Here is a 19,358-nt window from a genome sequence, read left to right on the forward strand (position 1 = left end):
ACGTGTGCGTGCGGTTGGTGCGGGGGAGTGCATCTCGGGCAAGCCGCGGTCGGCCACGCTGTCGGCCGGGCTGGGGTGCGGGATCCGGGTCATGAGTGGATCCCGCACTCGGTCTTGGTGGTGCCGGCCCAACGGCCGCTGCGTGGGTCCTCGCCGGGAGCCACGCGGCGTGTGCAGGGCCAGCAGCCGATGGACGGGTAGCCGTCGTACGCGAGCGGGTTCACCAGCACGTCGTGGTCGGCGATGTAGCGCTCGATCTCCTCGTCGGTCCAGCGTGCCAGCGGCGAGACCTTGACCTTGCCGCGCTTGGCGTCCCAGCCGATGACCGGGGCGATCACGCGGTGCTGGGTCTCGGCGCGGCGCAGCCCGGTCGCCCACGCGTCGTACCCCTCGAGGGCGTCCGCGAGCGGCTGCACCTTGCGCAGCGCGCAGCACAGGTCGGGGTCGGTCTTGTAGAGGTCCGTGCCGTACGCCGCGTCCTGCTCGGCGACCGACTGCACCGGGGTGATCGTGATCAGGTTGACCGGCAGCGTCGCCTGGACCGCGTCCCGGGTCCCGATCGTCTCGGCGAAGTGGTAGCCGGTGTCCAGGAAGAGCACGTCGATCCCCGGCGCGACGCGGGAGACCAGGTGCGCGAGGACGGCATCCGCCATCGACGACGTCACGCAGAACCTCTCGCCGAAGGTCGCCACCGCCCACTCGACGATGTCCTCGGCGGGCGCGAGCTCGAGCTCGGCGCCCCAGTGGGACACCAGCTCGCGCAGCTCCTCGGAGGAGCGGCCAGCGGTCTCGATGCCACGGAAGTTGCGAGCCGAGTTCGTGGTCGCCGCGGTCATGACGGCGCTCCCGGTGCAGCGGTCGAGGGGCGGACCAGACCGAGCATCTTCAGGGAGAAGGCGCGCAGGCAGGCGCGGCACTCCCAGGTGCCGTGGGGCGAGTGGACCTCGCCGTTCTCCGAGAGGACCTCGTGCGGGCGCAGGTCCTCCTCCCCGCAGTAGGGGCAGTGGAAGGGGACGGCGCGCTCGCTCATGTCGCCACCGCCTCCAGGGTCTTGTCGCCGCGCAGCAGCTCCTCGTCGGCGCGCTCGACCCAGGCGGCGAACGCCTCGCCGTCGGTGCGGTCGGTGAGGTAGTTGGTGACGACCGAGGTGATGTAGTCGTCGAGCCCGGCGCTGGTGACCTTGTGCGCGCGCAGCTTGCGGCCCAGCCGCTGGGTGAGCCCGATGCCACCGCCCAGGTGCACCTGGAAGCCCTCGACCTGCTCGCCCTCGTGCAGGACGAGCTGGCCCTTGAGCCCGATGTCCGCGACCTGGGTACGCGCGCAGGCATTCGGGCACCCGTTCACGTTGACGGTGATCGGCGTGTCGAGGTCGGGGAAGCGCCGCTCCAGCTCGTCGACCAGGGCGCTGGCCCGATGCTTGGTCTCGACGATCGCCAGCTTGCAGAACTCGATGCCGGTGCAGGCCATCGTGGAGCGCCGCCATGGGGAGGGGCGCGCGGACAGGCCGATCAGCTCCAGGTCGTCGAGCAGCTCGTCGACCCGGGCGCCGTCGACGCCGAGGATCACGAGTTTCTGGTACGCCGTGAGCCGGACCCCGTCCACGCCGTACTTCTCGACCAGGTCGCCGAGCCGGCTCAGCAGGCTGCCGCTCACGCGTCCCACGGTCGCGCTCGCGCCGACGTAGAACCGGCCGTCCTTCTGCTCGTGCACGCCGATGTGGTCGCCGTTGCCGGCCGCGACCTCCGGCGACGCGCAGTCGGGGAGCCGGCGGTGGAGGTACTCGTTCTCGAGCACCTCGCGGAACTTCTCGATGCCCCAGTCCTGGACGAGGAACTTGAGCCGGGCCCGGGACCGGAGGCGCCGGTAGCCGTAGTCCCGGAAGATCGAGATCACGCCCTCCCACACGTCGGCGACCTCGTCGAGCGGGATCCAGACGCCCATCTTGGCGGACAGGAAGGGGTTGGTCGACAGGGAGCCGCCGACCCACAGGTCGAAGCCGGCGCCGAGCTCGGGGTGCACCACGCCGACGAACGCGACGTCGTTGATCTCCGGCGTCGCGTCGAGCGAGGGGTGCCCGGAGACGGAGGTCTTGAACTTGCGGGGGAGGTTGGCGTAGTCGGGGTTGCCCGCGCGCCGGCGGCCGATCTCCAACAGGGCCGGGGTCCCGTCGATGATCTCGTCCTTGGCGACGCCGGCGACCGGGGAGCCGAGGAACCCACGGGGGGAGTCGCCGCAGGCCTCCTCGGTGGTCAGCCCGACGCGGGCGAGGCGGTCCCAGATCTCCGGGACGTCGACGATGTCGATCCAGTGGTACTGGATGTTCTGCCGGTCGGTGATGTCGGCGGTGTCCCGGGCGAAGTCGGTGGAGATGCCGCCGAGCGTCCGCAGCTGCTCGGCGCCGAGCAGTGCCCCGTCGCTGCGCACCCGCATCATGAAGTAGCGGTCGTCGAGCTCGTGCGGCTCGAGGGCTCCGGTCTTGCCGCCGTCGAGCCCGGGGCGACGCTGGGTGTAGATGCCGTACCAGCGGAACCGGCCGCGCAGGTCGGCGGGGTCGATGGAGTCGAACCCGCGCTTGCTGTAGACGTTCACGATCCGGTCGCGCACGTTGAGCGGACTGTCGTCCTTCTTCTGCTGCTCGTTGGCGTTGAGCGGCTCGCGGAGGCCGAGGGCCCACTGGCCCTCGGCCCGCTTGGGACGCGGGATCTCGGTGCTGCTGGCGGGCTGGACGGTGTAGCGCAGGTCAGTCATCGGGGCTTCCTGAAGCGACGGTGCGAGCGACCATCGAACCGGGGGCGGCCACGTCGTCGGGGCCTGCGGTCAACCGGTGCGGTCAGCTGCGCGGTGGGCGAGGGTCAGGAATGCCAACACATCATGCTGCGGGTGCGCCCGAGGTCCACGTGGCGTCGAGCCACGAGGTAGGCGTGCGTCACAGCGGAGACCATGTCAAGGAGTCTCAGGGGGCGGACGGGCATCCCACAAGACGAAATCTCATGATGTGAAACGAGAGTCCGCTATGCGAGACAACAGCCAGGCGCATCCGCCCCGCGGGCGCGTGGACTGCGACCCACGTCACACCACGGCCACCACTAGGCTGGCCGCATGAGCGACGAGCGCATCAGTTCCCTCACCAGCAGCGCGTACCAGCAGGCTCTCGAGGTGATCGCCTCGGTCGAGCCGCGGATCGCGGAGGCGACCCGGCAGGAGCTCGTCGACCAGCGAGGTTCGCTGAAGCTGATCGCGAGCGAGAACTACGCCTCGCCGGCGGTGCTGCTGACCATGGGCACCTGGCTGAGCGACAAGTACGCCGAGGGCACCGTCGGCCACCGCTTCTACGCAGGCTGCCAGAACGTCGACACCGTCGAGGCGCTGGCCGCCGAGCACGCGCGCGAGCTCTTCGGGGCGCCGTACGCGTATGCCCAGCCGCACTCCGGCATCGACGCGAACCTGGTGGCGTTCTGGTCGATCCTGGCCCACCGGGTCGAGACCCCGGCGCTCGAGCGGCTCGGCGCCAAGAACGTCAACGAGCTGACCGAGGCGGACTGGGAGTCGTTGCGCCACGAGCTCGGCAACCAGCGGCTGCTCGGGATGGCCCTGGACGCCGGCGGCCACCTCACCCACGGCTTCCGCCCGAACATCAGCGGCAAGATGTTCCACCAGCAGCAGTACGGCACCGATCCGGAGACCGGGCTGCTCGACTACGCCGCGGTCGCCGCCAAGGCCCGCGAGTTCAAGCCGCTGGTGATCGTCGCCGGCTACTCCGCCTACCCGCGCCGGGTGGACTTCGCGAAGATGCGCGAGATCGCCGACGAGGTCGGCGCGACGCTGATGGTCGACATGGCGCACTTCGCGGGCCTGGTCGCCGGGAAGGTGTTCACCGGCGACGAGGACCCGATCCCGCACGCCCACATCACCACGACCACGACCCACAAGTCACTGCGTGGCCCGCGCGGCGGCCTGGTGCTGGCCCAGGAGGACTTCGCCGCCGACGTCGACCGCGGCTGCCCGATGGTGCTCGGCGGCCCGCTGGGGCACGTGATGGCGGCCAAGGCCGTGGCCCTCGCCGAGGCCCGCCGCCCGGAGTTCCGGACCTATGCGCAGAACATCGCCGACAACGCCCAGTCGCTGGCCGAGGGCTTCCTGTCCCGCGGTGCCCGGCTCGTCACCGGTGGCACCGACAACCACCTGGTGCTGCTCGACGTCTCGGCGTTCGGGCTCACCGGCCGGCAGGCCGAGTCGGCGCTCCTCGACTCCGGCGTGGTCACCAACCGCAACTCGATCCCGCAGGACCCGAACGGCGCCTGGTACACCTCCGGCATCCGCCTCGGCACGCCGGCCCTGACGACCCGGGGCTTCGGCCACGACGAGTTCGACCGGGTCGCCGAGCTGATCGTGGACGTGCTCAGCAACACCGAGCCCGGCACCACCAAGGACGGCAAGCCGTCGAAGGCGTCCTACCGGCTCGGTGACGGCGTGGCCGACAAGGTCCACGCCGCCGCCGCGGAGCTGCTCGACAAGCACCCGCTCTACCCAGGCCTCGACCTGGCCTGAGCCTCGAGCGGCTCCGGTCAGAGCGTCGGCGTCGCCCGCTCGACGATCGCGCGCAGGTCGCCGCCGTCCAGGGTGCCGAAGACGCCGTCGTACGACGTGCCGAGCCGGGAGGCGCAGAACACGTCGGCGACCTCCGGGGGGGCGAAGCGCACGAGCAGCGCGCCCTGCAGGCACAGCGCCATCCGGCTGGCAAGCCGCCGGGCGTTGACCTCGAGCGAGTCGGGGTCGCCCAGGAGGGATCCGATCAGCGCCAGCGTGTCCTCGATCGCCCGGTCGAGGCGGGCGTCGCCGCCGCGGGCCCGGCCCACCTCGGTGATCCAGGCGTCGAGCACCTCGGGCTCGCGGCCCAGGGCGCGCAGCACGTCGAGGGCGTTGACGTTGCCCGACCCCTCCCAGACGGAGTTGACCGGGGCCTCGCGGTACAGCAACGGCATCCCCGAGTCCTCGACGTAGCCGTTGCCGCCCAGGCACTCCAGCGCCTCCGCCACCAGGAACGGGGTGCGCTTGCAGACCCAGAACTTCGCGAGCGGGAGCGCGATCCGGCGGAACGCGGCCTCGTGCGCCGCCTCCGCGGCGTCGGGCCGGCCCAGGCCGTCGACAGCGGCCGCCAGCCGGATCGCGAGGGCCGTCGCCGCCTCCGTCTCGACCGCCAGGTCCGCGAGCACGTTCTGCATCAGCGGCTTGTCGGCGAGGAGCGCGCCGAAGGCCGTGCGGTGCGCGGCGTGCCAGGACGCCTCGTTGACCGCGCGCCGCATCAGCGAGGTCGACCCGAGCACGCAGTCGAGCCGGGTGGCGGCGACCATCTCGATGATGGTGCGCACCCCGCGGCCCTCGTCGCCGAGGCGGTAGCCGACGGTGCCGTCGAGCTCCAGCTCGGACGAGGCGTTCGAGCGGTTGCCGAGCTTGTCCTTGAGGCGGACCACGTCCATCTGGTTGCGGGTGCCGTCGGCGAGCACGCGGGGGACCACGAAGCAGGTCAGGGCCGACCCCTCGGCCTGGGCGAGGACCAGGAACATGTCGTTCATCGGCGCCGAGGTGAACCACTTGTGCCCGTGGAGGGTGTACTCGCCGTGCGCGGAGGTCGGGCGCGCCTCGGTCACGTTGGTGCGGACGTCGGAGCCGCCCTGCTTCTCCGTCATCCCCATGCCGGCCAGTGCGCCGGCCTTCGTCGTGGCGAGCCGGAGGCCCGGGTCGTACGTCGTGGACGCCAGCAGCGGCGTCCACTCCTTGGCGAGCGCCTCGTCGGCGCGTAGCGCGGGGACGGCGGCGTACGTCATCGAGATCGGGCAGCCGTGGCCCGCCTCGGTGTGCGACCAGGCCATGAAGCCGGCGGCGCGGCGCACGTGCGCGTGCGGCGCCCCGGCCTCCTGCTGCTCCCAGGGTGCGGCCGCCAGTCCGTGGCCGACGGCGCGGCCCATCAGCCAGTGCCAGGAGGGATGGAACTCGACCTCGTCGATCCGGTTGCCGTAGCGGTCGTACGGCGCGAGCCGCGGCTCGTTGCGGTTCGCGAGCAGGCCGTGCTCGCGCGCCTCGTCGGTGCCGGCCTCGGCGCCGAGGGCGGCCAGGTCCTCGACCACGTCGGCGGAGGCGTGCCGGGTGACCGCCTCGACGAGGGCGAGGTCGGCCGTGACGACGTTGTGACCAACCAGTGCTGGCGGCTGGTTGGCGGATGCGCGGATGTCGGATCGCATGGGCCTACGGTAGATCCATGTCCGGGGCGGAGGGAGCAGAGCGCCAGGAACGCGCCCCCCGGGCCTCCCCGCTGGCCCTCCGGCTGCGCCGGCTGCGCGAGGTGGTGTGGCGGCTGTTCGTCACCACCGTCGCCTCCTGCCTGAAGTACCGGGTGACCGGCCTGGCGGCGGAGGCGGCGTTCTTCGCCGTGCTCTCCGTGCCCCCGCTGATCTTCGCGATGGCCGGCGCCATCGGGTACGTCACCGACCAGTTCAGCCCGGCCCAGGTCGCCGACGTGCGGGCCGCGGTCGTCGATCTCTCCGCGCGGGCGCTCACCGACGGGGCGGTGCACAAGATCATCGAGCCGACCATCGACGACGTGCTCCGGGGCGGCCGTTTCGACGTCATCTCGCTCGGGTTCGTGCTGGCGCTGTGGTCCGGCTCCCGGGCGCTGAACGTCTTCGTCGACACCATCACGATCATGCACGGGCTCGGCGGGCACCGCGGGATCGTGAAGACCCGGGCGCTCTCGTTCCTCCTCTACGTCCTCGCGATGGTCACCGGGGTCGTGACGATCCCCCTGGTGATCGCCGGTCCGAGCCTGGTCGAGGACTGGCTGCCGGAGCGGCTGGACCTGCTGATGGGGTTCTACTGGCCGGTGGTGACCGTCGTGTGCATCTGCTTCCTCGCGACGCTCTACCACGTGTCAGTGCCAGTGCGGACGAACTGGAGCTTCAACCTCCCGGGTGCGACCTTCTCGTTGTTCTGCTGGGTCGTCGGGTCCTACCTGCTGCGGTGGTTCCTGACCGTCACGGCGACCGACTCACGCTCGATCTACGGTCCGCTGGCGGCACCCATCGCGGTGCTGCTCTGGCTCTACCTGGTGTCGATCGCGGTGCTCATCGGGGCAGCGGTCAATGCGGCCTTCGACACGGTCTTCCCGCAGAAGGCCACCACGCGCGCCAGACTCGAGCTCGTGTCGCGGCTGCGTCGCTTCGGTGCGCGGCCCGACAACGACTAGATTCACCACCGTGGCCGAGGACTCCAGCGACATCACGCAGGGTCGCGTGCGCGGGAAGCTCTCGCTGCCCGACCAGGCGCGTTCGCCCTGGTGGGAGCTCGGCCGCCGGCTGCTGGCCGCCCTCGCGATCCTGGTCGGCACCGTGCTGCTGGTCTGGCTCGACCGGGAGGCGTACGTCGACGGCAACGACCCGACCGGGCGGGTCGACCTGGTCGACTCGCTCTACTACACGACCGTCACGCTGAGCACGACCGGGTACGGCGACATCGCGCCGGTCGAGGCGCACGCCCGGATGATCAACGCGTTCGTCGTCACCCCGCTCCGCATCGCCTTCCTGGTGCTGCTGATCGGGACCACCCTGGAGGTCCTCGCCTCCCAGGGCCGCGAGCTGTTCCGAGCCGCCCGTTGGAGGAAGCACATGAGATCCCACGTCGTCGTGGTCGGCTACGGCACCAAGGGCCGGGCCGCCGTCGACACGCTGGTCAACAACGGTCAGGACCGCGAGTCGATCATCGTGGTCGACCCCGGCGCGGCGGCGCTCCAGGAGGCGCACGCCGACGGGCTCGCGGTCGTCACCGGCGACGCCACCCGGCAGGACGTGCTGCGCCGGGCCGGGGTGGAGAACGCCGACCAGGTCATCATCACCACCGACCGGGACGACTCCAACGTCCTCGCGACGCTGACCGTGCGGCAGCTCAACCCGGAGGTCTGGATCGTCGCGGCGGTGCGCGAGCAGGAGAACGTCGCGCTGATGCGCCAGTCCGGGGCGAACTCGGTGATCACCTCCTCCGACGCCGTCGGGCGGCTGCTCGGGCTCTCGTCCCTCTCGCCGACGCTCGGCTCGGTGATGGAGGACCTGCTCACGTACGGCGAGGGCCTGGAGGTCGCCGAGCGCGACCTCCTGGTCAGCGAGGTCGGCCGACAGCCCCAACGGCTGCCCGACCAGGTGATCGCCGTCGTGCGGGACGAGAAGGTCTACCGCTACTTCGACCCGGTGGTCACCCAGCTCGCCCGGGGCGACCGGCTGATCGTCGTACGCCCCGCCAAGGAGCTGCCCTGGGCGCCTCGGCCCGGCACCCACGACGAGGACCTCGCCAACGACGACGACTGACGCCGCGCCGTCTGCGAGACCTGCTGATGCCACGATCGCCCGCGACCACTAGCCTCTCCTCGGGGGTACATGGGTGGGGGTAGGGATGCCGGGGGACCGGAGCGAGCCGCGCTCGCGCGCACATCCCGGCACGGCTTACGGGCTGGCCGGGTGCCTCGTGCTGCTCGCGGTGCTGGCCCGCGAGCCTGCGCTCGACAGCCCGGGCTTCGCGACGGTCTGGCCGGCCGGCGGCCTCGCGGTCCTGTGGTTCGTGCTGCGAGACGCGCGCCTGCTCAGCTTGGACACGCTCCTCCTTGCCGCCGCCGCGGCCACCGGCAACGCCGTCCTGGGGGCTGATCCCCGCCTCAACGCGGTCTTCGTCGGCGTCACGGTCACGCAGACGCTGCTCGCGGTCTGGCTGCTGCGCCGCTGGAGCCCGGAGCTGTGGGGCTGCGGGGGTGACCGGCCGCTCGACCGCCCCCGGATGCTGCCGCGCTACGGGGGAGCGCTGGCCGTGGCCATGGCCGTCGGCGCGCTGCTCGGCACGGCCGGAGCGGCGGCCGTCAGCGGGGAGTACGAGCCGCTGTCGGGAGCGCTCTACTTCGGTCGCACGCTGGTCAGCAGCCTGATCGTCGTGACACTGGGGATCCTGGTCGGGCAGTGGGTCTCGCGGCCCCGGCCGCGGGGCTCGCTGGTCGGCTACGGGCCGGTCGTGGAGCTGCTCGCTGCCTCGGGCTTCACCGCGGCCATGTACGGCTTGGCGTTCGCCTTCGACGACCTGCCCCTCGTGTTCCCGCTGCTCGCCGCCACGGTGTGGTTCGGACTGCGGTTCAGCACCCTCGCCAGCGCGGCGCACTCCTTCGTGGTCGGAGTCGCCACGCAGGCGTTGACGATGACCGGCTACGGCCCGTTCGCGGCCGTGGAGCGGGCCGACGTCGGCACCCTGCTCGCCGAGTTCTACGTCGCGACCATCGTGGTCACCGGCCTCGCTCTCTCGACCGGTCGGGACGAGCGGCAGGCGCTCTCGGCCGAGCTGCTGCGCACGCAGGAGGAGACGCTGTACCAGGCCAGCCTGCGCGAGGCCGTGCTCGGCTCGATGAACGAGGGCCTGTTCGTCCTCGACGAGGCCGGCAACCTGTTGGTGCACAACGCCGCGGCGGCCGAGATCTTCGGGCTCGCCTACGACGAGGTCGACTGGGAGGTCCTGGCCGCGCGCTCCCGGCAGTGGGCCGACGGCAGTGCCGTCGGCACCCCGGAACGCCCGTCGATGCGCGCCCTGGCCGGCGAGACCGTGCGCGACGCCGAGCAGATGATCACTCGTACGGACGGCACGCAGCGGGTCGTCTCGGTCTCCGCGGTCCCGCTGCCGCGCGACGAGGTGCGGCACCGGGCCCGGGCGCTGGTCATCTTCCGCGACATCTCCAGCGAGCACGCCCGGCGCGCGGAGCTGGCCGCGTTCGCCGGGGTCGTCGCCCACGACCTGCGCAACCCGCTGGCCGCGATCGACGGCTGGACCGAGATGATCGCCGACGAGCTGGACTCCGGGAACCTCAGCGCCGACCTGGCGCGCGACTTCGTCTCGCGGGTCCGGTCCTCCTCGCGCCGGATGCGGGAGCTGATCCGGGACCTGCTCGCGCACGCGACGGCCAGCCAGCGCGACCTCGAGGTCGAGCGGGTCGACCTCGCTGCGCTCGTCGCCGAGGTCGCGACCGCACGCCACGCCGAGTCCCGGGTGCGGGTCGACCCGCTGCCCGTCGTGCTGGCCGACCCGGTGCTGGTCCGCCAGGTGCTGGACAACCTGATCGGCAACGCGCTGAAGTACGTCGCCGCCGGGGTCGAGCCGGAGATCGTCGTCCAGGGCTGCCGCACCGACTCGCGGATGGTGACCGTGCAGGTCGCCGACAACGGGATCGGCATCCCGGCAGGAGAGCACGAGCGGGTCTTCGACGAGTTCCACCGGGCGCACTACCGCGACTACGAGGGGAGCGGTCTGGGCCTCTCGATCGTGCGCCGGATCATCAGCCGGCACGACGGCACGATCGTGGCCCGTGCGAACCCGAGCGGTCAGGGCTCGATGTTCGAGTTCACCCTCCCGGCGTACGACGGAGAGTGATCCCGGTTCATCCCCACGGGTGAGCCGGAGCGGTGCCCGGTACGGCGATCCTGGCCCGGTCGGGCAGCCCGTTCGCCGTCCTCGAGCCACGGGGGTCCGGGGGCGGCGACGGGGCCGCCCGACGACGCGACGGGCCGGGTACCGGTCCTGACCTTTCCTCCAGATTCGCTCAACCGGCCCCGCGCAAGGCCGATGTCTGCCTACAGTCGACCTGGATCGCCTCGGTGACCCGAGACACCGGCGAGATCCACCTCCGGGAGACGGAGCCCGGGGAGCGCTACGTCGACAGGGAGGCGGCCCGCGGTCGTCGCTGCCCTCGGGCCACTCCCTGTCCACGCCGCCGGTCGCAGGTCCCGAGGGCCCGGGACCATCGACCCTGCTCCGTCCCGCCACGCGCGCGCAGGCTGGAACCGAAGGCCGACGTGGACGCAGGAAGAGCGGAGGTGTCGTCGTGCAGTTCCCCTGGCAGTCGCGCCCGCGCGCTCCGCGCCCGCAGGTCGACCCGATCCGCCTGGACCCCGCCGCCGACGTCGCGAGCCAGCGGGCCGTGGTCGCGCGGCTGAGCACCGAGCAGATCACCGCGGCCTGGTACCTCTCCGGCGACGCCCTGGTGGCGGCCCGGGACCCGCGTCGGTCCGCGCAGCTGGTGGTCCTGCGCGGCGTCCTGCTCGACGCCCTCGAGCGCCGCGACCCCGCCCGCTACGACCGGTGGCTGCGCGACGGCGGCCCGCCGGTCGAGGCGTGCAGCTGACCGAGGCTGAGCCCCGTCCCGGCCGGGCGAACCCGGGTCCGCTAGATCTCCTCGGGTGCCATCCGGATCGCCCCGGCCGGGCACTCCGCGGCGCACAGCCCGCAGCCCTTGCAGTAGTCGAGGTCGATCAGGTACGGCGTGTCCGGGTCGCCGGTCTTGGTGATGGCGTTGTCGGGGCACACGCCGAAGCAGTTGTCGCAGGAGAAGCAGTTGCCGCAGGACATGCAGCGCCGTGCCTCGTAGAGGGCGCTGTCGGCGTCGAGGGACTCCACGACCTCGTCGAAGGTCGACGACCGGCGCACCGCTTCGAGCAGCGGCCGGTGCGCGCGGGGCGCGTCGGCGAAGTACCAGGTGTTCAGCGCGTCGAACTCGGCGGGAGCCGGCTCCGCGGGCCGCGGCGCCGTCCGGTCGCGCAGCCAGGCATCCACCCCCATCGCCGCCCGTCGGCCGTGGCCGATGCCGACCGTCGCCGAGCGCTGGTCGGGCACCATGTCGCCGCCGGCGAAGATGCCCGGGCGACCGGTCATCATCTGGTCGTCGACAGACACCACGCCGTGGTCGACCTCGATGCCGGCGACCCCGTCCAGGAAGCGCAGATCGGTGTCCTGGCCGAGCGCGAGCACGAGTGAGTCGGCCGGCAGCTGCTCGGTGACCCCGGTCGGCTGTGGGAACCCGGTCTCGTCGAGCTCCATCCGCTCGATGGTCAAGGAGCCCTCCTCGACCTGGGTGATCGAGGACAGCCAGGTGAACCGGACGCCCTCCTCCTCGGCCTCGCGGACCTCGGCCTCGTGCGCGGGCATCCGGTCGCGGGTGCGCCGGTAGACGACCAGCGACTCCTCGGCGCCGAGCCGCTTGGCGGTGCGGGCCGCGTCGACGGCGGTGTTGCCGCCGCCGTAGATGGCGACCCGGCGCCCGAGCATCGGACGCTCGCCCTCGCCGAGCTGGTGCAGCAGCGCGACCGCGTCGACGACGTGGGAGGCCGCGCCGGCCGGCAGGTAGGCGCGCTTGCCGAGCTGGGCGCCGACCGCCAGGAAGGCCGCGTCGTACCGCCCCTCGCGCATGGTCGCGTCGAGGTCGGTCACGGTGACGCCCACCTGCAGGCGCACGCCCAGGTCGAGGATCCGCTGGATCTCGGCGTCCAGGACCGCGCGGGGGAGGCGGTACTCCGGGATGCCGTAGCGCATCATGCCGCCGGGCTTCGGGGCCGACTCCAGGACCGTCACGGCGTGCCCGAGCCGGGCGAGCTGGTAGGCCGCCGAGAGCCCCGAGGGGCCGGCGCCGACGACGAGCACCCGCAGCCCGCTCGACGGGCGGTCGACGGTGACCTGCCAGCCGCAGCGGATCGCCTCGTCGCCGAGGAAGCGCTCGACGGAGTTGATGCCGACGGCCTCGTCGAGCTGGCCGCGGTTGCAGCCCGTCTCGCACGGGTGGTAGCAGACCCGGCCCATGACCGCCGGGAACGGGTTGACCTCCATGATCCGGCGCCACGCCCGCTTGTAGGCGTCCCCGCCCTCCTCGGCGTCGTACAGCCAGGTGCGGATGTCCTCGCCGGCGGGGCAGGCCCGGTTGCACGGCGGCTGGTTGTGGACGTAGACGGGACGCTCGGTACGCCAGGAGCCGGTCTTGTTGGCCCGGCTCGAGCCGACGTCCAGGGTGATGGCGAACGGGTGGTCCATGTCAGTCGCTCCCGGTTCGGGGCTCGGCCTCGAGGAGGCCGAAGCGGGCGATGTTGCGGTCGGCGCCGGCCTGGAGCCGCGCGACGAGATCGGGACGGGCGTGCTTGCCGAAGAGGTGCGCGTAGCGGCCCTGCAGCTTCAGATACTCCTCGACGGGGACCTGGCGGCGGATCGGAGACACGTCGGTGACCTCGCCGTGCTCGGCCTCGAAGACCGGGAAGATCCCGGACTCGGTCGCGAGCCGAGCCAGGCGGATCGTGTCGCTGGGGGCCGCGGCCCACCCCAGCGGGCAGGGGACCAGCACGTGGAGGTAGCGGGCGCCGCGGATCGACATCGCCTTCTCGACCTTGCGCTCGAGGTCGCGCAGGTCGGCGACGGTCGCGGTGGCGACGTACGGGATCTCGTGCGCCATCGCGATCAACGGCGCCGACTTGCCCTGGCCGAACGCGTTGCCCGGCTCGGGCCCGACCGGAGCCGTGTTCGCCGTCCGTGCTGCCGGAGGCGTGGCACCCGAGCGCTGCACGCCGGTGTTCATGTAGCCCTGGTTGTCGTAGCAGACGTACAGCACGTCGTCGTTGCGCTCGAACATGCCCGAGAGGCAGCCGAACCCGATGTCCACCGTGCCGCCGTCCCCACCCTGTCCGACGACCCGGGTCTCGCGGCCGAGGGCCCGCAGGCCGGCGGCCATGCCGGCCGCGACCGCGGGGGCGTTGCCGAACAGCGAGTGCAGCCAGGCGACCTGCCAGGAGGACTCCGGGTACGGGGTGGAGAAGACCTCCAGGCAGCCGGTGGCATTGGCGACCACCAGGTCGCCCCCGGCCGCCCGCATCGCCGCGTCGAGGACGTAGCGTGCGCCGAGCGCCTCGCCGCAGCCCTGGCAGGCCCGGTGGCCGGAGGTGATCGAGTTCGTCCGGTCGGGGTGCGCCTGCACGGAGCGGAGCTCGAGGTCGACGAGCCGGTTGCCGGCCGCGAAGGTGCCGACCTGGTAGAGCTTGAGATCCGTCACGACGTCCTCCTCCAGGGGGTACCGGCCCGCGCGAGCAGGTCATGGTCGAGGTCCAGGAAGTGCAGGCCGCGTGGGTCGAGCCGCTCCGCGAGGACGTCGTCGACGAGCCGGCGCAGCGAGCCGCGGGTCACCGGGCGTCCGCCGAGGCCGGCCACGACGTCGTACACCGCCGGGCCGCCGCCGACGGTCCCGCGCAGGGCCAGCCGGACGTCCCGTCCGACGATGCCGCCGACGCCGGGGGAGAAGGCGCGCTCGACCACGACCACCTGGCGCGCCGATCCGAGCGCCTCGCGCACGGCGTCGAGCGGCCAGGGCCGGAAGCAGGTGATGCCGAGCGAGCCGGCAGCGATGCCGTCCTCGCGGAGCGCGTCGACGACCTCGTTGACGCCCCCGAGCACCGAGCCGAGCGCCACCACGACGACGTCGGCGTCCTCGGTGCGGTAGGGCCGCACCAGGCCGCCGGTGTCCCGGCCGAACTCCGCGTGGAAGTCCCGCTGGATCCGGGGCAGCTCGTCGAGGGCCGCGAGCTGCTGGTCGTGCATGAGGTAGCGGACCTCGGTGAACGCCTCCGGGCCGACCATCGAGCCGATCGTGATCGGGTCGCTCGGGTCCAGGTGCTGGCGTGGCACGAACGGGGGCAGGAACGCGTCGACCTGGGCCTGCTCCGGCACGTCGATGGCCTCCACCGCGTGGGTGAGCACGAAGCCGTCCATGCACACCATCACCGGCAGCGACAGGCGCTCGGCGAGGACGAACGCCTGCAGGTGCAGGTCGACGGCCTCCTGGTTGGAGACCGCGAACAGCTGCACCCAGCCCGCATCGCGCTGCGACATCGAGTCGGACTGGTCGTTCCAGATGTTGATCGGCGAGCCGATCGCCCGGTTCGCGACCGTCATCACGATCGGCAGCCCGAGGCCCGAGGCGTTGAAGAGCGCCTCGGCCATGAACAACAGGCCCTGGCTCGCGGTCGCGGTGTAGGTCCGCGCCCCGACGCCGGAGGCACCGATGCACGCCGACATGGCCCCGAACTCCGACTCGACCATGAGGTACTCGCACCCGCGCAGCTCACCGGTGCGGACGAAGTCGGAGAGCGCCTCGACGATGTGGGTCTGCGGCGAGATGGGGTACGCCGCGATCACGGCGGGCCGGCAGCGAGCCACCGCCGTGGCGACCGCGCGGGAGCCTTCGAGCTGCTCAAACATGACAGATCACCCCATGCGCTCGGGTGGCGACCTCGACGTTCGCCTCGACGATGTCCGGCGGCAGCACGCCGCCGAACCGGTGCCGGATCGCCGTCGTCACGGCCTCCAGGGTGACGACCCCGGTGAGCGCCGCGAACGCGCCCAGGAGCGCGGTGTTGGGCATCGGCCGGCCGAGGAACTCGCGTGCCATCTCGGTCGCCGGCAGGGTGGCGGCGCGCCCAGGGGCGAGCCAGTCGACGTACCCCTCCAGGCCGACGTCCGCGAACGAGCGCGAGGTGTTGACCAGCAGGTAGGTCACGGGGCTGGCCCCCTCGAGGACCGCCAGCACGTGCAGCAGGGTCGGGTCCTGGACGACGAGGGCGTCGGGGACCGAGATGGGCTCGTGGAAGCCGATCGGGCGGTCATGGATGCGACAGAACGACACGACCGGGGCGCCCGTGCGCTCGGAACCGAACGTCGGGAACGCCTGGCCGTGCAGCCCCATATCGAAGGCGGCGGCGGAGAGCATCTCCGCCGCCGTCACGACACCTTGGCCACCGCGGCCGTGGAACCGGACGTTGAACACGCCCTTACGTTCCCCGTGGTGCCTCCGAGGGCGCAGGGCCGAAGGTCCCCAGGGCGCGCGACGTTCTTCCTCCGCGGCCCGGTCCCGCACGGAGCAGGCGAGGGACGGACGTCCCAGGTGCGGCGCACTTTCGGCCCTGCCGGGTCCGGCGGCCGCGGCGGATCGTGAGGGCATGAAGGGCACACCGGAACGGGTCATCGAGAGTCGGGCGATGCGGCGTTACCGCGCCGGCTGGAACGGCGTCGTCATCCTGCTGGTCGCCGTGGGGACCGCGGCGGGCTCCGTCGCCATCGGCTGGGCGCCGCTCGTGGGCATCACGGCGTGTCTGGCCGTGCTCGGCGCCGCGTTCGGTGTCGCCTGGGTCGAGCCCGACGGCGACCGTCGGCTGGCCGCCACGACCGGCGCACGCTACGGCGCCGCCGCCGCGACGATCCTCGGCGGGTTCCCGGCGCTGATCGACGGCTGGACCGCCCTGGTGCTGATCACGACGACCCTGACCGCGCCGCCGATCCTCGAGCAGCTGCGGCGCAGCCTGCACGGCAAGAGCGCTCCGGGCGCCGTCGACGATCCCACTCGGCTGAGCGAGCGCGACCTGGCCGAGCGGTGGCGCTCGTCGTACGACGAGGTGCACCGCGCCGACGCGACGCCTCGGGAGCTGCTCGACGTGATCGCGGAGCGCGGGCGCCTGCTCGACGAGCTGGAGCGTCGCGACCCGCGCCGGTTCCGCGCCTGGCTGGCCGCGACCGCGGAGACCAAACCGGGGCCGCGACCGGGCAGCAAGCCCGGCAGCCAGCCCGGGGCTCAGGGCCGGTAGGCCCGGTTGGGCACCACCACCGCCCGCCCGTCGATCTCGCCGCGGGCCAGCTCGGCGTAGACCTCGGGTGCCTGCGCGAGCTCGAAGGTCGTGGTGTGTGCGGTGAGCAGGCCCCGCGCCGCGAGGTCGAGAACCTCGACCAGCTCGGTCCGGTTGCCCCAGTACGTCGTCTGCACGCTGCACTCGTAGGGGACGCCGAAGAAGGAGAACGGCAGGCTGCCGCCGGCGATGCCGACGACGGTGAGGTCCCCGAGCTGGCGGACCGCCTGGGCGGCCAGGGCCAGCGTGTCGTCCGAGCCGACGAAGTCCAGCACGACGTCCGCGCCGACCCCGTGGGTGAGCTCACGGACCTCCGCCGCCGTGGCGGGTCCGGGGGTGAGCGTGGCGTCGGCACCCACCTTCGAGGCCAGGCTCAGCGCGGAGGAGCGCGGGTCGACAGCGATCACCCGGGCGGCCGTGACAGCACGGAGCACCTGGACGCCGAGGTGGCCGAGCCCGCCGACGCCGATGACCAGCGCGGTGGCGCCGGGCGCCAGCTTCGCGAGCGAGCGTCGCACGGCGTGGTAGGGCGTGAGGCCTGCGTCGGTCAGTGGAGCGGCGGTCACCGGGTCGAGGCCCTCAGGCAGCGGAACGACGTGTCGCGCGCCGCGCACCAGGAGGTACTCCGCCATCCCGCCGTCCAGGCCGAGACCCCCGCCGCCGGACGGCACGGGTGCCAGGTCGGGGCGCTCGCAGTAGGTCTCGACACCTGCGCGGCAGCGGTCGCAGACGCCGCAGCCCCAGGCCCCGACCACGGCGACCGGCTGGCCGGGCTCGAGCCCGGTGACCCCGGTGCCGACGGTGTGCACCCAGCCGGCGTTCTCGTGGCCGAGCGTGAACGGCGGGGACCAGGGCAGCGTCCCGGGCTCGAACTCGTGCATCAGGTGCAGGTCGGAGTGGCAGGCGCCCGCACCTCCCACCTGGACCAGGACCTCGTCGGGGCCCGGTTCGGGGACGGCGACGTCCTCGAGCACCGGGTCGGACTTCCATGCGCGCAACCTGAGAGCCTGCACCGCTCCCACCTCCGGTACGAGTCGATGCTCGCAGTCTGCGCGGATGCCGGCGTCAGCGCACGAGGCCCGGGGCACCAACCGGGGGAGACGAAGGTCCCGAGTGCTTCAGCCGGTCGAACTCGATGCGCACGTTGCCTGGAGCCCGACCAGGAGCCCCGCCAGCTGTGTGGGCGAACGACCCGCTGCAAGAATTGCGTCGCGTGGTGTGCATTAGATTGGATCTAATGCTAGGTTAAGTACAAAGTAAGGGGCATCCATGGCCAGGATTCGGGTCTCGCCGCGCCGAGGTGCGGCCGACGCAGCGGTCGTGCTCGGCCAGCAGGTGAAGGCTGCGCGCGTCGCACGCAGGTGGACCGCAGTCGAGCTGGCCGAGCGGATCGGGGTCGACCGCCGTACGGTCGCAGCCATCGAAGCGGGGGACCCGGGCGTCTCGCTCGGCAACGCGTTCAATGCCGCCGACATCCTGGGCGTCCCGCTGTTCGGCGCTGAGGACCGCGCGGAGCTCGCGCGGCTCCGTCGAGAGGGACGAGACCGGCTGGCACTGCTGCCCACTCGGGTGGACAAGCCTCGGAAGCAGGCGGAGCCTGACGATGACTTCTGAGCCGTACCGGGCCCGTCGCGTCTTCGTCTGGACCTGGCTGCCCGGCGAGTCGACGCCCGTGGTGGCCGGGGCGGTCGACCGCGTCGGCGCCGATCGTCTGGACTTCACCTACGCCCGGTCCTACCTCGACAACGAGAGGGCGATCAGCCTCTACACGCCCGAGTTGCCGTTGCGTCGCGGAACCCAGGAGCCGATGGACGGCCTGACGGTCGCTGCTTGTCTCAGGGACGCGACACCGGACTCCTGGGGTGAGCGGGTGATCGGCAACCGCCTCGGCTCGGGCGACACTGAGCTCAGCGTCGAGACCTACATGTTGGAGTCCGGCTCGAACCGACTTGGTGCCATCGACTTTCAGGAGAGCCCCGAGGACTACAGCCCGCGCGTGGACACAGCCGGCCTGGACGAGCTGTACGACGCCGCCGAGAAGGTCCTTGCTGGGGAGCCGTTGAACCCGGCCATCGGCGATGCTCTGATGAACGGGACCGCCATCGGTGGCGCGCACCCGAAGGTCCTGATCAGCGACGACTCGGGAGTCGAGCACCTCGCCAAGCTGTCGGTCTCCAGCGACGTGCATCCATGGGTTCGAGCCGAGGCCGTCGCAATCGAGCTCGCACGACTCTGCGGCATCGAGGTGCCCAAGGCGCACGTCATCAAGTCGGTGGGCCGGGAGGTGCTGCTCATCGAGCGGTTCGACCGTCCACCCGGTGGCCGGCGCCGTCACGTCGTCTCGGGTCTGACGATGCTCGGTTTCGACGCGCTCCTGGGTGCGCGCTACGGGTCGTACCCCGAGATGCTCGACGTCCTTCGTGAGTGGGGCCGCGCTCCACAAGACATCGGCCACCGGCTCTTCGAGCGCATCGTCTTCAACATCGCGGTCGGCAACAACGACGATCATGCACGGAACCACGCAGCGTTCTGGGACGGCACGAGCCTCGAGCTCACCCCGGCGTTCGACCTGACCCCGCAGCCCCGTTCGACCGACACGTCTGCCCAGGCGATGGCCATCGGCCGTGACGGAAGCCGAGCCAGCCGGTTCTCCGTGTGCGTGGCCGCGGCCGCTGACTACGGACTCTCCCGAGCCGAGGCAGGGCAGATCGTCGAGCGCATTGTCGCGACGGTCGAGAACCACTGGTCCGAAGCTGCGGACGCCGCCGGGCTGAGCGAGGCGGATCGGAACCTGCTCTGGAAGCGGTCCATCCTCAACCGTTCGTCCTTCTACGACTGAGACTTCACGAGTGGCCCGGCCCG

The 19,358-nt window shown here is 72.1% G+C and carries 17 protein-coding genes; 8 read left to right on the top strand and 9 right to left on the bottom strand.

Annotated features, from left to right (window positions below; genetic code table 11):
• Window positions 1-89: 89 nt before the first annotated feature.
• From NOCA_RS13355 to NOCA_RS13365, 3 genes are read right to left on the bottom strand one after another with little or no spacing between them, the layout of a single operon-like run.
• Complete coding sequence (locus NOCA_RS13355; RefSeq protein WP_011755796.1) at window positions 90-836, bottom strand: phosphoadenylyl-sulfate reductase; 747 nt, start codon at window positions 834-836, stop codon at window positions 90-92.
• Window positions 833-1,030 carry a hypothetical protein gene (locus NOCA_RS13360; protein WP_011755797.1) on the bottom strand — a complete coding sequence of 66 codons (198 nt, stop codon included), beginning with the start codon at window positions 1,028-1,030 and terminating at the stop codon, window positions 833-835. The genes NOCA_RS13355 and NOCA_RS13360 overlap by 4 nt, the downstream gene beginning before the upstream one ends.
• Complete coding sequence (locus NOCA_RS13365; RefSeq protein ID WP_011755798.1) at window positions 1,027-2,748, bottom strand: nitrite/sulfite reductase; 1,722 nt, start codon at window positions 2,746-2,748, stop codon at window positions 1,027-1,029. The genes NOCA_RS13360 and NOCA_RS13365 overlap by 4 nt, the downstream gene beginning before the upstream one ends.
• 351 nt (window positions 2,749-3,099) lie before the next feature.
• Between NOCA_RS13365 and NOCA_RS13370 the strand changes: the two genes are divergently transcribed.
• Entirely contained in the window at window positions 3,100-4,548 is a 1,449-nt protein-coding gene (locus NOCA_RS13370) for a glycine hydroxymethyltransferase (RefSeq protein ID WP_011755799.1), read from the top strand.
• 17 nt (window positions 4,549-4,565) lie between these two features.
• Here the strand turns inward: NOCA_RS13370 and NOCA_RS13375 are convergent, their stop codons facing one another.
• Window positions 4,566-6,239 carry an acyl-CoA dehydrogenase family protein gene (locus NOCA_RS13375; protein WP_011755800.1) on the bottom strand — a complete coding sequence of 558 codons (1,674 nt, stop codon included), beginning with the start codon at window positions 6,237-6,239 and terminating at the stop codon, window positions 4,566-4,568.
• Window positions 6,240-6,256: 17 nt separating this feature from the next.
• Between NOCA_RS13375 and NOCA_RS13380 the strand changes: the two genes are divergently transcribed.
• The 4 genes from NOCA_RS13380 to NOCA_RS13395 all read left to right on the top strand — a co-directional run bounded on the left by NOCA_RS13380 (window position 6,257) and on the right by NOCA_RS13395 (window position 11,194).
• The gene (locus tag NOCA_RS13380; protein WP_011755801.1) at window positions 6,257-7,240 is read left to right on the top strand and encodes a YihY/virulence factor BrkB family protein; all 984 of its coding nucleotides are present in this window, start codon (window positions 6,257-6,259) and stop codon (window positions 7,238-7,240) included.
• Between the two features lie 10 nt (window positions 7,241-7,250).
• Window positions 7,251-8,351, top strand: a complete 1,101-nt coding sequence (locus NOCA_RS13385) for a potassium channel family protein (protein ID WP_011755802.1) — start codon at window positions 7,251-7,253, stop codon at window positions 8,349-8,351.
• 85 nt (window positions 8,352-8,436) lie between these two features.
• On the top strand, window positions 8,437-10,443 hold the full coding sequence (locus NOCA_RS25875; protein ID WP_011755803.1) for an ATP-binding protein: 2,007 nt from the start codon (window positions 8,437-8,439) through the stop codon (window positions 10,441-10,443).
• Window positions 10,444-10,894: 451 nt separating this feature from the next.
• Complete coding sequence (locus NOCA_RS13395) at window positions 10,895-11,194, top strand: hypothetical protein (RefSeq protein ID WP_011755804.1); 300 nt, start codon at window positions 10,895-10,897, stop codon at window positions 11,192-11,194.
• A gap of 41 nt (window positions 11,195-11,235) precedes the next feature.
• Here the strand turns inward: NOCA_RS13395 and NOCA_RS13400 are convergent, their stop codons facing one another.
• The 4 genes from NOCA_RS13400 to NOCA_RS13415 are packed head-to-tail and all read right to left on the bottom strand — an operon-like array spanning window position 11,236 to window position 15,643.
• Window positions 11,236-12,870 carry an NAD(P)-binding protein gene (locus NOCA_RS13400; RefSeq protein ID WP_011755805.1) on the bottom strand — a complete coding sequence of 545 codons (1,635 nt, stop codon included), beginning with the start codon at window positions 12,868-12,870 and terminating at the stop codon, window positions 11,236-11,238.
• Window position 12,871: 1 nt separating this feature from the next.
• The gene (locus NOCA_RS13405; protein ID WP_011755806.1) at window positions 12,872-13,876 is read right to left on the bottom strand and encodes a thiamine pyrophosphate-dependent enzyme; all 1,005 of its coding nucleotides are present in this window, start codon (window positions 13,874-13,876) and stop codon (window positions 12,872-12,874) included.
• Window positions 13,873-15,078 (bottom strand): transketolase C-terminal domain-containing protein, encoded by a 1,206-nt coding sequence (locus tag NOCA_RS13410; protein WP_011755807.1) that lies wholly within the window; start codon window positions 15,076-15,078, stop codon window positions 13,873-13,875. The genes NOCA_RS13405 and NOCA_RS13410 overlap by 4 nt, the downstream gene beginning before the upstream one ends.
• Complete coding sequence (locus tag NOCA_RS13415) at window positions 15,071-15,643, bottom strand: 2-oxoacid:acceptor oxidoreductase family protein (RefSeq protein WP_011755808.1); 573 nt, start codon at window positions 15,641-15,643, stop codon at window positions 15,071-15,073. The genes NOCA_RS13410 and NOCA_RS13415 overlap by 8 nt, the downstream gene beginning before the upstream one ends.
• 172 nt (window positions 15,644-15,815) lie before the next feature.
• Here NOCA_RS13415 and NOCA_RS27580 point away from each other — a divergent pair, with 172 nt between their 5' ends.
• Window positions 15,816-16,457 carry a hypothetical protein gene (locus NOCA_RS27580; protein ID WP_011755809.1) on the top strand — a complete coding sequence of 214 codons (642 nt, stop codon included), beginning with the start codon at window positions 15,816-15,818 and terminating at the stop codon, window positions 16,455-16,457.
• On the opposite strand, the gene NOCA_RS13425 is transcribed toward NOCA_RS27580, so the two are convergent.
• Window positions 16,445-17,509 carry an NAD(P)-dependent alcohol dehydrogenase gene (locus NOCA_RS13425; RefSeq protein ID WP_011755810.1) on the bottom strand — a complete coding sequence of 355 codons (1,065 nt, stop codon included), beginning with the start codon at window positions 17,507-17,509 and terminating at the stop codon, window positions 16,445-16,447. The two genes, NOCA_RS27580 and NOCA_RS13425, sit on opposite strands and share 13 nt — an antisense overlap.
• Window positions 17,510-17,765: 256 nt before the next feature.
• On the opposite strand from NOCA_RS13425, the gene NOCA_RS13430 reads away from it, so the two are divergent.
• Window positions 17,766-18,110, top strand: a complete 345-nt coding sequence (locus NOCA_RS13430; RefSeq protein WP_011755811.1) for a helix-turn-helix transcriptional regulator — start codon at window positions 17,766-17,768, stop codon at window positions 18,108-18,110.
• Window positions 18,100-19,335: a type II toxin-antitoxin system HipA family toxin gene (locus NOCA_RS13435; protein WP_011755812.1), complete on the top strand. Its 1,236-nt coding sequence runs from the start codon at window positions 18,100-18,102 to the stop codon at window positions 19,333-19,335. Before NOCA_RS13430 ends, NOCA_RS13435 begins: the two co-directional genes overlap by 11 nt.
• The last annotated feature ends 23 nt before the right edge of the window (window positions 19,336-19,358 follow it).

The organism is Nocardioides sp. JS614, assembly GCF_000015265.1.
Lineage (GTDB): Bacteria > Actinomycetota > Actinomycetes > Propionibacteriales > Nocardioidaceae > Nocardioides.

What these genes read in the sequence shown, in the direction of transcription:
- NOCA_RS13355 (WP_011755796.1), bottom strand. Translation starts at nt 836, where the DNA reads ATGACCGCGGCGACCACGAACTCGGCTCGCAACTTCCGTGGCATCGAG.
- NOCA_RS13360 (WP_011755797.1), bottom strand. Translation starts at nt 1,030, where the DNA reads ATGAGCGAGCGCGCCGTCCCCTTCCACTGCCCCTACTGCGGGGAGGAG.
- NOCA_RS13365 (WP_011755798.1), bottom strand. Translation starts at nt 2,748, where the DNA reads ATGACTGACCTGCGCTACACCGTCCAGCCCGCCAGCAGCACCGAGATC.
- NOCA_RS13370 (WP_011755799.1), top strand. Translation starts at nt 3,100, where the DNA reads ATGAGCGACGAGCGCATCAGTTCCCTCACCAGCAGCGCGTACCAGCAG.
- NOCA_RS13375 (WP_011755800.1), bottom strand. Translation starts at nt 6,239, where the DNA reads ATGCGATCCGACATCCGCGCATCCGCCAACCAGCCGCCAGCACTGGTT.
- NOCA_RS13380 (WP_011755801.1), top strand. Translation starts at nt 6,257, where the DNA reads ATGTCCGGGGCGGAGGGAGCAGAGCGCCAGGAACGCGCCCCCCGGGCC.
- NOCA_RS25875 (WP_011755803.1), top strand. Translation starts at nt 8,437, where the DNA reads ATGCCGGGGGACCGGAGCGAGCCGCGCTCGCGCGCACATCCCGGCACG.
- NOCA_RS13400 (WP_011755805.1), bottom strand. Translation starts at nt 12,870, where the DNA reads ATGGACCACCCGTTCGCCATCACCCTGGACGTCGGCTCGAGCCGGGCC.
- NOCA_RS13410 (WP_011755807.1), bottom strand. Translation starts at nt 15,078, where the DNA reads ATGTTTGAGCAGCTCGAAGGCTCCCGCGCGGTCGCCACGGCGGTGGCT.
- NOCA_RS27580 (WP_011755809.1), top strand. Translation starts at nt 15,816, where the DNA reads ATGAAGGGCACACCGGAACGGGTCATCGAGAGTCGGGCGATGCGGCGT.
- NOCA_RS13430 (WP_011755811.1), top strand. Translation starts at nt 17,766, where the DNA reads ATGGCCAGGATTCGGGTCTCGCCGCGCCGAGGTGCGGCCGACGCAGCG.
- NOCA_RS13435 (WP_011755812.1), top strand. Translation starts at nt 18,100, where the DNA reads ATGACTTCTGAGCCGTACCGGGCCCGTCGCGTCTTCGTCTGGACCTGG.